At 53.1% G+C, this 12149-nt stretch carries 8 protein-coding genes; 7 read left to right on the top strand and 1 reads right to left on the bottom strand.

Annotated elements, in window-relative coordinates:
• Window positions 1-668: 668 nt before the first annotated feature.
• The gene (gene leuS, locus MKY86_RS23220; protein WP_076082112.1) at window positions 669-3098 is read left to right on the top strand and encodes a leucine--tRNA ligase; all 2430 of its coding nucleotides are present in this window, start codon (window positions 669-671) and stop codon (window positions 3096-3098) included.
• A 131-nt stretch (window positions 3099-3229) separates the two neighbouring features.
• Here leuS and comER read toward each other — a convergent pair whose 3' ends face one another.
• Window positions 3230-4081, bottom strand: coding sequence for a late competence protein ComER (gene comER / locus MKY86_RS23215; RefSeq protein WP_076082109.1), 852 nt, complete (start codon window positions 4079-4081; stop codon window positions 3230-3232).
• A gap of 138 nt (window positions 4082-4219) precedes the next feature.
• Here comER and MKY86_RS23210 point away from each other — a divergent pair, with 138 nt between their 5' ends.
• The 6 genes from MKY86_RS23210 (at window position 4220) to MKY86_RS23185 (ending at window position 12087) form a co-directional block, all read left to right on the top strand.
• A complete protein-coding gene (locus MKY86_RS23210) occupies window positions 4220-5122 on the top strand; it encodes a ComEA family DNA-binding protein (RefSeq protein ID WP_076082106.1) in 903 nt (300 codons plus the stop codon).
• A gap of 631 nt (window positions 5123-5753) precedes the next feature.
• Complete coding sequence (locus tag MKY86_RS23205; RefSeq protein WP_076082103.1) at window positions 5754-6272, top strand: deoxycytidylate deaminase; 519 nt, start codon at window positions 5754-5756, stop codon at window positions 6270-6272.
• 159 nt (window positions 6273-6431) lie between these two features.
• On the top strand, window positions 6432-9146 hold the full coding sequence (locus MKY86_RS23200) for a ComEC/Rec2 family competence protein (RefSeq protein WP_083685530.1): 2715 nt from the start codon (window positions 6432-6434) through the stop codon (window positions 9144-9146).
• A gap of 637 nt (window positions 9147-9783) precedes the next feature.
• Window positions 9784-10116, top strand: coding sequence for a PASTA domain-containing protein (locus MKY86_RS23195; RefSeq protein ID WP_036732281.1), 333 nt, complete (start codon window positions 9784-9786; stop codon window positions 10114-10116).
• 338 nt (window positions 10117-10454) lie between these two features.
• Window positions 10455-11405 (top strand): sensor histidine kinase, encoded by a 951-nt coding sequence (locus MKY86_RS23190; RefSeq protein WP_076082101.1) that lies wholly within the window; start codon window positions 10455-10457, stop codon window positions 11403-11405.
• Entirely contained in the window at window positions 11386-12087 is a 702-nt protein-coding gene (locus MKY86_RS23185; protein ID WP_076082099.1) for a response regulator transcription factor, read from the top strand. The genes MKY86_RS23190 and MKY86_RS23185 overlap by 20 nt, the downstream gene beginning before the upstream one ends.
• The last annotated feature ends 62 nt before the right edge of the window (window positions 12088-12149 follow it).

Genomic DNA, 12149 nt, shown 5'->3' with positions numbered 1-12149 from the left:
GGTGAATATTACGATAAGAAGAGTTATCATAGCAGTGCGATGAAGAGGAGTATTAATTCGTGAGACCGTTATTGCAGAGAGCCGGCACCCCAGGTGCGAGCCGGTTAACGGACCGCAGTGAACTCACCTCCGAGTAATGGCGCAAGCCGCAGGTTCTATGGAGGACCAGCGTGTGAACCGCCGTCGCCTCACCCCCGATACAGGGTGTCAAAGTGAGTGCCGGACAAAGAATGTCCGCCGCTAACTAGGGTGGTACCACGGGAATTCATACCTCTCGTCCCTAGCGATTATACGCTAGGGATGGGAGGTTTTTTTGCGGTTGGCCCGGGGGAACGGCGTGTCCTGAGCTGGCCCGAGCGATTATGTTGACTCGCTCCGGCTCCCGGCCCAGTGAATCATGGGCGGCTCTTGGGCTTTGCTGTTGCACTGGGTAAGTGAATTGGTTATTACAGATTTTATGTAAATATAAAGGAACGGAAAGAAATTTTGGAGCTGTAGCAACGTTAGTGGCCGCCTTTATACTCGGATTTCTACCTTGAAGCTTATAATTCAGAAATCCGAGTATAACAGCGGGCGGAAGCCCAAAACTTTCTGCAGTGACCCTTATTTACAGTATTTTTTTACAATAGAGTTACCTAATACAGCAACACTCCAAGGAGGAGCACAAGATGAGCGATAATATTGGATACCGCGCCCAGACCATCGAGCCGAAATGGCAGAAATTCTGGGACGAGAACAAGACCTTCAAGACAATTGAAGAATCAGGCAAGCCGAAATTCTACGCCCTGGATATGTTCCCGTATCCTTCCGGCGCAGGGCTGCACGTAGGCCATCCGGAAGGCTATACCGCCACCGACATCGTGTCCCGCTTCAAACGGATGCGCGGCTACAACGTGCTGCACCCGATGGGCTGGGATGCCTTCGGACTTCCGGCAGAGCAGTATGCCATGGATACCGGCCAGCATCCGCGTGACATTACCTTCAAGAACATTGACAATTTCCGCCGCCAGATCAAGTCGCTGGGCTTCTCCTACGACTGGGACCGTGAGATCAGTACGACAGATCCGGGGTACTACAAGTGGACGCAGTGGATTTTCATCCAGCTGTACAATCGTGGACTGGCTTATGTGGCCGAAGTATCGGTGAACTGGTGTGAGGCGCTGGGAACGGTTCTTGCGAATGAAGAAGTCATCGACGGCAAAAGCGAGCGCGGCGGCCATCCCGTGGTCCGCAGACCGATGCGCCAGTGGATTCTGAAGATTACCGAATACGCCGACCGCCTGCTGGAGGATCTGGAGGAGCTGGACTGGGAAGAGAGCATCAAGGATATGCAGCGCAACTGGATCGGCAAATCGACCGGCGCTGAGGTGACCTTCGCGATTGAGGGGCATGAGGCTGTGCTTGAAGTGTTCACTACCCGTCCCGATACCCTGTTCGGAGCAAGCTATTGCGTACTCGCACCGGAGCATAAGCTGGTGGATGTCATTACCACGGATGAGCAGAAGGCAGCAGTTGCGGACTACCGCGACAAGGCTTCCCGCAAGAGCGATCTGGAACGTACGGATCTGGCTAAGGAGAAAAGCGGTGTATTCACCGGCGCGTATGCGATTAATCCGGTGAACGGCGAGCAGGTGCCCATCTGGATTGCCGACTACGTGCTGGCCGGCTACGGAACCGGAGCGATTATGGCCGTTCCGGGCCATGATGCCCGTGACTGGGAGTTCGCCAAGCAGTTCGGCCTGAACATCATCGAAGTGGTGCAGGGCGGCAATATCGAAGAAGAAGCCTACTCCGGTGACGGTCCGCATGTCAATTCGGGATTCCTCGACGGCCTGTCCAATACTGAAGCGATGGCTCAGATGATCGCCTGGCTGGAAGAGAAGGGCAGCGGTAAGGGCAAAGTAACCTACCGCCTGCGCGACTGGCTGTTCAGCCGCCAGCGTTACTGGGGCGAGCCGATTCCGATTCTGCACCTGGAAGACGGCACGATGAAGACTGTGCCTGTGGATCAGCTGCCGCTGGTTCTGCCGGATGTGGATGCTATCAAGCCTTCGGGCACTGGTGAATCCCCGCTGGCGAATGTGACCGAGTGGGTGGAGACAATTGATCCCGAGACTGGCATGAAAGCCCGCCGCGAGACTAACACCATGCCGCAATGGGCCGGCAGCTGCTGGTACTACCTGCGTTATATTGATCCGCACAATGATCAGGAGCTGTGTTCACCGGAGAAGCAGAAGGAATGGCTGCCGGTTGACCTGTACATCGGCGGAGCCGAGCATGCAGTGCTTCACCTGCTGTATGCCCGCTTCTGGCATAAGGTACTCTATGATATCGGCGTAGTCGATACCAAGGAGCCGTTCCACAAGCTGGTCAACCAGGGAATGATCCTGGGGAACAACAATGAGAAGATGAGTAAATCACGCGGCAATGTCATTAACCCGGATGAGATCGTGGAAGCCTACGGGGCAGATACCCTGCGCGTCTATGAGATGTTCATGGGGCCGCTGGAGGCCACCAAGCCTTGGAACGAGAAGGGTGTCGAAGGCATTCACCGCTTCCTCTCCCGCGTATGGCGCCTGTTCGTGAATGAAGACGGCAGCCTCAGCGCGAAGATTACAGAGGGCGGCGGCACGGATGAATTCAAACGCACCTGGCACAAGACGCTGAAGAAGGTAACCGAAGACTTCGAGCATCTGCGTTTCAATACGGCAATCAGCCAGCTGATGATTTTCATCAATGACGCTTACAAGCAGGAGAGCCTGTCTAAGGAAGCGGCAGAACAGTTCGTACAGATGCTGTCCCCGCTGGCACCGCATATTGCCGAAGAGCTGTGGGAGCTGCTGGGCCATGAAGGAAGCATCAGCTATGTCGCCTGGCCATCCTATGATGAAGCTTGGACCGTAGATGCTGAGGTTGAGATCGTGGTGCAGGTCAACGGTAAAATCGTCCAGCGCGCGCTGATTCCGGCGGATATGGGCCAGCAGGAGATGCAGGACCACGCCCTGGCCCTGCCGAATGTGAAGGCGGCCGTCGAAGGCAAAACCGTACGCAAAATCATTGCCGTTCCCGGCAAGCTGGTAAATATCGTAGTGGGTTAAGCGAAGAACGCAATTCTGCCCGCAGCAACGGAGGTTTCCGTGCTGCGGGCTTTCTTGGTTTTGGGCGGCCTGTGAAGCGTGACGACTGCCAGCATGGGAGGGGACAGGGCCAAGGCAGGGGGCAGGATGGCTTAACGGTCTAAGCGGCTCTGGGCGATGCTGCCGAGGCCGAACAGCTCGTCGAGCTTTTCCACATCCTCATCGTATTTGTCGTGTGTGGTGGTGATCAGGCGTTCGAATACCCCTTCCAGACTGGTCTGCAAGTGATTCAGGGCTTGCGCGGTAATACCCCCGCGGACGGCAACCCGTTCCTGCAGCTCCTGCGGGGTGAACGAGCCTTCGGTCAGCAGCTTGCCTGTACCCAGCAGCATCTCACCGGCCAGCCGGGTGACCAGGGCTTCATCGATGCCGGTTGCTTCTACAGCCGCTTCAATCCACCGCTCCAGGAAATAGCTCAGAAAGGCCGGACCGCAGCTGGAGAAATCTGAGGCAATCCGCGTATGACCCTCAGGAATTTCCTCAGGAACTCCAATGCAGGAGAATAGCTGGAGCAGCAGCAGCCTGTCTTTTTTATTTAATCGGCTACCGAAGATGCACAGCGAACTTCCGCCTCTGACGGAATGGGTGATGCTGGGAATGATTTTGGCGACCTTGGAGGGCAGGGCCGATTCCAGATGGTAGAGCTGCACAGGGCTTGTAATCGATACAACGATCTGGTCGCTGCGCAGATAAGGGGCGATCTCATCGGTTACCCGCTTGAACTGCAAAGGCTTGACACACAGGAACACCAGGTCGCTCTCCGAGGCGGCTTCGATGTTGCCGGAGCATATCGTAATTCCGGGATGAAGCTTCTTCAGCTCCATCAGCCTGCCCGGGCTGCGGTTGCTGGCCATCACATCACATGGCTCAAGGGCTCCCGACCGAAGGAAGGTGTCGATCAGCAGACTTCCCATGCTGCCTGTTCCGATAAATCCCACTTTCATCCTGTGGTACCTCCTTTCTTATGCTGCTGGCTTACAGTGATACTCTTCGTTAAATGTATGCACACCAGACTTGGACCAATGACAGGTTTTAATCGGATTTTTGAATAAAATTCCAGTTCGATGAGGGAGGACAACCTGATGGATAAAAGAATGATCATCTGCGCCATCACCGCCGCGCTGCTGGGCGGCAGCCTGGTATGGGCCGCAGACCATAGAGCACAGGACGCCGGCATCGCCGGATGGAAGACGCTGAACACAGGGATGGCGCAGGCGCTGGGAGTAGCGGCTGAAGGTGAGGGTGGCAGTGCAGCCGCCGGGGCTAATGGCGGGAGTACGGTTGGTGCAGCAGGGAGCAGAGCGGAAGGTGGCGAGGTAGCTGGCGGCGGTACGGCGGGGAGTGGAGTAACTGGAGGGAGTGTGGCGGGTAATGGAGTGGCTAGCGGGAGTGCGGTGGGGGACGGGGCAGTTGTCTGGAGTGTTGCAGGTGCGGCGGGTAGTGGAGAGGCAGGTGGCGAGGTAGCTGGTGGCGGTACGGCGGGTAGTGGAGTAACTGGCAACGCAGCCACGGGTGGTGCAACAGTGGGGACAGGAGCTGGCGGGAGTGTGACTGGTAATGGAGTTGCTGGCGCGAATGTCGTAGGCGAGGCGGGTAGCGGAGTTGTTGGCGGTGCGGCCACCGGTGATGGAACAGCTGGCGCTGGAGCGGCGAGTGCCGGGATATCGGGTGCGGGTGCGGCGGACTCAGGAGGACCCGGAGGAGCGGCGGGAAGCGGCGGTGCAAGTGGAACGGCGGCTGCAACAGCTGGAACTGGTGGAGCCGCTGGCACTGCAGCCCCGGCAGCGGCTGACGGCCGGATCAATGTGAATACAGCCGATGCCAAAGCCCTTATGGATCTGCCGGGCATCGGAGAGAAGAAAGCACAGGCGATTATCGACTACCGCACCAGTAAGGGAGCCTTCCGCAGCGTGAAGGAATTGGGCAAGGTGAAGGGCATCGGCCCCAAGCTGCTGGAGAAGTTGAAGCCGCTGGTGGCATTTTAAGGCCGCCGTCCTGAATGTCTCCGTCTCCGAACAACCCGTCTGTCGGGGAAGCAGTTGGATTTCCTCCACTTAATAAATCTTAAATGCTACCTTGACGAACAGTAAGTGGATTTAGGGCATCTAAATTAGCCTGAATGCGCTGAATCAGCAATTTGCAATAAATTAAGTGTCATTTTTCCAACTACTAGCTTACATTCGGCGCTTTCACCAGTAACAGTTGTAGTTTTTCCACTTAGCGGGCTCTATACTCTGAGCATGGACAGAGGCACAGTAAGCTGCAATTGCACTCAGTACATTAGATTAGCCCACAATCCGCCTGATAACTGAAGCTGCTGCACTTCGTACATTAGAATTTTACAAAAGCAGGTCTTTTGAGGACAAATAAGAAAATCAATTGTACAGAGTGCAGCAGAACGTTACTTAGGCGCTGAGAATGCAATTTCTACTGTATGAAGTGCAATCACACCCCACTTTACGGATGAGCAAATGAGGTGTAGAAGTGGCGGGACGGGAGATCTGAGCGAGGGATAGGCGAAATGTAGGTTGTTGCGGGCTATCAATATCCTAGTGAAAACGCAGACAGGTATGCTACAATAATGAACAACTATTGAAGAGAAAGTGGAGATTACTGATGACTGTGGCTTACCGCAAGAACTGGGATACATACTTCATGGATATTGCTTGCATGGTCTCCACCCGTTCGCGCTGTCCCCGCCGCCATGTCGGCGCGGTGCTGGTGCAGGGGAAGAAGCTGCTGGGTACGGCCTATAACGGTGCGCCGATGGGCGTTCCTGACTGCTCGGAAGCAGGCTGTATGGTCTCTGAGCAATACGAGCGTGAGATGATAGACGGTGTAGAGACAATGGTCAAAAAGCAGCGCTGTATCCGTACAATCCATGCCGAGCAGAATCTGCTGCTGTTCACAGACCGGAGCGACCGGGAAGGCAGTACGGTCTACGTTACGGATGAGCCGTGCTGGACCTGTGCCAATATGCTGGCTAACAGCGGAATCGTGGAGATTGTCTACCTGCGTCCTTACAAGAAAGACATGGAGAAGGTACAGGCGATGCTCTCCTCCAAAGGAATCGTGTTCCGTCAATTGGAGAACTACGAGCCGCCTAAGGAAACGATGATTTCGGTATCTGAATAACCAGCATCTACGGATGGGCTGACGGGCTTAACATAGTTGGCTGAACGAGCCGCGAAAAGAATAGTGACGGGCTCCAGGGGAAGAACCTCTGTACACGCATTTGTATGCGTATGCAGGGGTTCTTTGGCGTCTAGTGCTAATTAGGAAGGAGAGATGATTATGAACAGAAGGCCGCTCTTAAGCTTTACGGTCTGCTGGGTAGCGGGAAGTGCCGCAGGATGTTTGTTCTCTGGCCGCAGTCTGCTGTTCTGCCTCACAGGGCTGCTGTTGCTGCCTGTAGTCTGGGCGGTGAGCGGCAGAATACGCTGGAGGACGGCTGGAGTGTTGGTGACAGCGCTGATCGTGGCAGCCCTATACTGGGAGTACAGCGAGGTACGCAATGTGAGTCTGCTGCCTAAGGCGCTGGGGCACCCGGTGAGCGAACTGAATGAGGCTTATGTAACAGCCGCTGGCGTTATTGCTTCTCCGGTGGAGCGGGACGGGGACAGGGTTGATTTTGTCGTGAAGCTGTCCAGTGTCAGACTACACCAGCAAGGGGAACAGTCTGCCGCAGCGGGAGCAGTGGGGAGTGATCCTGAAGGTGAACGTGTAACTGTACAGATCAAGCTTCAGGAGGAGAATGAGATCGCTGAGGCTGCCTTGTGGCAGCGGGGAGACCGGGTGGTCATTGAGGGGGAATTGATACAGCCCCAGATAGCGCGCAACTTCGGCGGATTCGACTACCGTGCCTATCTGCTCACTCAAAAGATACACTGGCTGCTCAAAGGAACGGGAACAGCCAGTGTAACGGTTAACCCCCAAGTCTCGTGGGAGCCGTCCACTATTCTCCGCTGGAATGATAAGGCAAGATCTGCGCTCGGTGCAGAAATGAGCCGCTTATTTCAGGAGCCTCATGCGGGTTATATGAAGGGCCTCGTCATCGGCATCCAAAAGGAGCTGGACCCGGAGACCTTCAGACAGTTCTCGCAGCTCGGGCTCACCCACATCCTGGCCATTTCGGGGATGCATGTAGCGGTGTACGTCGGAGTAATCCTGGTTCTTCTGCGCCGCTGCCGCTTGACCAGAGAAACCGCACTGACGGTGACCCTGCTGCTGGTTCCGGTCTATGTGCTGTTGTCCGGGGCAGGACCGTCTGTGATCCGCGCCGGGATCATGAGCATGATTGCCCTGCTGGCGGCAAGGCTGGGTATGCTCAAGGATGGACTAAATATTCTGGCTGCATCCGCTCTGATGATGCTGGTCTGGAATCCTTATCTGCTGCTTAGTGTCAGCTTTCAGCTGTCTTTTCTGGTGACGGCAGGACTCATGGTGTACACACCGCTCGCTGCGCCGCTGTTCAGGCGGTTACCGGGCTGGCTGGGCAGCAGCCTCTCTGTAACGATTATTGCTCAACTGGTCTCGTTTCCGCTGACGATTTATTATTTCAACCAATTCTCATTGTTGTCCGTTGCTGCTAATCTGCTGCTGGTTCCCTTCATCACCTTCCTGGTGCTGCCCCTGGGAACACTGGCATTGCTCCTTGGGAGGGTATGGAATGCAGCATCACTACTGACGGCGCAGCTTGCAGAGTTCCTGAATAATATTACATTCGCAGCAGTAGAGTGGGTGAACGGATTCACCGCCGGGGTGCTGATCTGGGCTTCGCCTTCCTTCCTGTGGATCTGCCTCTATTACGGTCTGTTATATGGTTTGTTACACGCGTTGAAACGGAGGACTGAGGCCATGCTTGTTCCCCAGTTCATGGATGATGAGACCCGTCCGCTGGCGGAGCTGGTTAGACCGGAACCGCCGGGAAACGGCCGGTGGAAGATCGGCAGAAACGCCAATAGCAAAAGTGGAAACACCACCAACCAGCCAGATTTGCCATCCACTGCGAACAGCAGAAGAGCGGCGCTGGCCTTTCAAGCCTATCCGCGATCGGGTTCAGCACGCTGGAGCAATTTCGCAGCGATATTGTGCGCTGTAAGCCTGACCATTCTGCTCTATAAGGGCTATAACGCTGAGGCTATACGCGACGGCTCCGGTTCCATCAGCTACCTTGATATAGGCCAGGGGGACAGCAGCCTGATCACCACGCCGGGCGGAGCCCACATCCTGGTGGACGGCGGCGGGACCGTGAGCTTCGGCAACCGGGAGGCATGGCGTATCCGCCGCAGCCCATTCGAGGTCGGAGCGAAGACGCTGCTGCCGCTCCTCAAACAGCGGGGCATCCACCGGTTGGATGCGGTTATCCTGACGCATGGCGATCAGGACCATGCCGGAGGGCTGCAGGCGGTGCTGGAAGGGATGCCGGTATCGGCGCTGCTGTTCAACGGAACATTAGTTGACACAGAGCCGTACACCAAGCTGATGACGACCGCATTGGACGCGGGTGTCCGGCTGTACCCGGTGCAGCAGGGTATGACGCTGGCCCCGGACGAGGCCGCGCGGCTGAACTTCCTCTGGCCGGAGCCGCCCACGGACGGACAGATCCTGCCAGAGGAAGTGGAGGATCAGAACCACGAATCGGTGGTGTTCCGGCTGGAGATGAACGGCCGGAGCTTTCTTTTCACAGGAGATATGGATCAGGCTGCAGAGGAAGCGATCCTGCGGTCCGCAAATCAATCCGGGATTAAGCAAGGCAGACCCATCGATGCCCTCAAGGTCGCCCATCACGGCAGCAAAACCGCCACCAGTGCAGGTTGGCTCGCTTTCTGGAACCCCGGGACCGCTGTAATCTCAGCCGGTGTGAATAACCTGTACGGGCATCCCAATGGCGGTGTACTGGACCGGTTGGCTGACGCAAATACTGAGATCTACCGGACCGATCAGCAAGGGGAGATTCAGCTTAGAGTGAGCAAGGAGGGAATCTCTATACGCCACAAGCTCAATTAGTGTGTAAATAGCCTTAGAGTTTAAACTATACTTCTTTATGCTTGTTTCAACTCCCTTTAGCTATTGAGCAAGTAATTGTATCGAATAAAATTTGGAATACAAAAAACAAGCCCACTCTCCGATATTCAGGAGAGGGGCTTGCAGTCATATTAAAACTTATAAAAATTGAAGCACCGTAATAAACAAACCGCGTTGAGTTTTTAGAATGATATTTGTCCACTAACAATAACTGAACCTGCCGATAAATTAGTTATAAAGAATCTAATATGAGTTGCACCAGCATAATGGGCATAAGCATAGTTAGATGTGTCAGTAAAACTCTGTATAGTTTGTCCATTGTCAGTATTGAAATGTCCATATTGCATAGTTGTTGGACTTGTTTGATTAGTGGAAAAACTCATACTAACAAGAGTAGTGGTAGCTACCGTCCACGGCTGACCATCAGATCTGGAATAAATCATTTTTACGCCTTGTGGAATGGTGTGACTGCTTAAAGGGGTCACGCTTTGTATTGAAAAATCATTTGAAGATTTAACAGCTTTCGAATCAACGGGTAAAATATAATAATAAATCCTTTTTAAGGTAATGGAGAGATTTGAGTAAACCTATAAGAACTAAATATTCAAGGAGGTTAAAAATGATTAAAAAGTGGTTACTTTCATCGTTTGAAATTAACTTGAGATTTAGGAGAGTTTATTTGCTAACTACTATTGGAGTTATAGTTATTGCAATTAGTATAGTTTTTGCTTACAGAGAAAATCCAAAAAAATCCAATGTCCCATTCCTAGTAGGGCTTTCTGAGCAAGAAGCCGTAACACTATTAGAAAATCTTAATTTGCGTGTAAACATAAAAGAAGATGCCAATAATTATCTTGTAGAGAATGGAATAGTAACTGGCCAATCTCCTATTGAGAATACTCAAATTGCTAAAAATGAAATTGTAACGATAAGTGTGAAAAATAATAAATAAATTTTTATAATTGGATATGGCGGATTGCCATAACTCCTTAAGTCAACACACTAAAAGAATCACAAGAGTTTATTTAATAATCATCAGGACGGGGTATTCGCTCTTGAATCCAGAGTACTGTCTTCTATGTACCAATCCGTTTTACCCGATTCTATTAATCTCCAGAACTCAGCACATCAATACCGTTTAGATCGGAGATATTATTCTATTTGTTTATGAGTTAGCGCTGGGATGATGAAGGCCATTGAAATAAGCTACGCTACCCCAAATAGTTTGGGTATAAGCGTAGCTTTTTGTGTTACTATTAAGCCTCTCTCAATCGTATATAATAAAACCATATGAGAGGAGTTGATCGTATCCTTATTGTTCTGGCAGGACTCCTGCTGCTGCTGCTGATTGCCCAGACTGTGTACCTGCTGAACTACCGGAGACAGGTCGGTCAGATCAGCAGCCAGCTGTCTTTTATTATGGAGCATGAGTCCCGTAAGCTGGTAGCGACCCAGTTGAAGCCAAAGGAGATCGGCAGGCTGGTGAGGGAGTGCAATAACCTGTTAAGCCGCCAGCAAGCGATGGGAGAACAGTTCAGCCGCAAGAATCAGGAGATGAATCTGGCGATTACCAGTCTGTCGCATGATATCCGCACGCCGCTCACTTCACTGGATGGGTACCTTCAGCTGGCGCTGCGGACAGAGGCGGAGCAGGAGAAGGGGCGGTACGTAACGCTTGCCCAGTCGAGAATACAGCAGATTATTAAGCTGGTAGAGGAACTGTTCCTCTATACCAAGCTGCAGAATCCCGAGTATGAATTGGAGCTGCAGGCGGTTGATGTGGTGGAGGTGCTGAAGCGGAACCTGTTCACGTTCATTGATGATTTTACCCGGTCCGGGAATGAGCCTGAGCTTCGGCTGCCGGAGCGTTCTCCCCGGGTGATGGGGGATATCCATGCGCTGGAACGAATCTTTACCAATATCATCGGCAACTATTTCATCCACGGCGAAGGCCCGTTGACCGTAGAGGTTGAAGACAGGCAGGAGATGCTGTGTATACGCTTCACTAATCGGCTTAAGCCAGGCAGCAGGGTGGATACGGAGAAGATCTTTACCCGCTTTTACAGAGAAGATCCGTCGCGTACCCGGCATTCCTCAGGTCTTGGACTCTCGATTGTGAAGGCGCTGATGGAGAAAATGAACGGGGATGCAGAGGCCAATTCCGCCAGCGGCATCTTCAGCATTGATATCGAATTCGCAAAAGCGGGAAAGGAGCACCCCCATGGGCATCCCTCTCAATAGTAACAGCAAAAGAATTCTCATCGTTGAGGATGATGAGCATATTAACGCAATTCTGCATGACGGGCTTACCGCCTCAGGCTTTCAGTGTACCCGGGCCTATTCAGGCAGTGAAGGGATGCTGAATCTGGCAGAGCAGGAGTACCACCTCATTGTCTTAGACCTGATGCTGCCCGGATTGTCCGGCGAAGGGTTCATGCACCGTTTGCGTGAGGAGTTGAAGTCCCGGATTCCGGTAATTGTCCTCTCGGCAAAGGATCAGCTGGATCATAAGCTGGATCTGTTCACGCTTGGCGCTGATGATTATGTGACCAAGCCTTTTGAGCTGGAGGAGCTGATTGCCCGCATCCATGTCCATATCCAGCGGACAGCTGCCGGTGAGCCGGTGAAGGAATTCAGGCATAAGAATCTGGTGCTGGACTGCACGGCCTACAGTGTTAGGATTCATGGCAGCTTGCTTGCTCTGACCCGCCAGGAATACCGGATTGTAGAGCTGCTGGTCCGGAATCCCTCCCGCGTATTCACGAAGCAGGATCTCTATGAGCTGGCCTGGGAGGAGATCTATCTGGGCGAGGACAAGACGATAACGGTACATGTCAGCAATATTCGCAATAAAATCAAAACGCACGACAGCGAAGCCTATATCGATACGGTCTGGGGCATCGGCTTCCGGCTGAGTCCATGATGAACTTTGAACTTTCTTAACCTTTTGTTGGCGAACTATTAGTCTTCATCCTGTTAACTTAG

This window comes from Paenibacillus sp. FSL R7-0333, from assembly GCF_038000365.1.
Lineage (GTDB): Bacteria > Bacillota > Bacilli > Paenibacillales > Paenibacillaceae > Paenibacillus_AQ > Paenibacillus_AQ silagei.
This window is presented reverse-complemented; position numbering and strand designations above follow the sequence as displayed.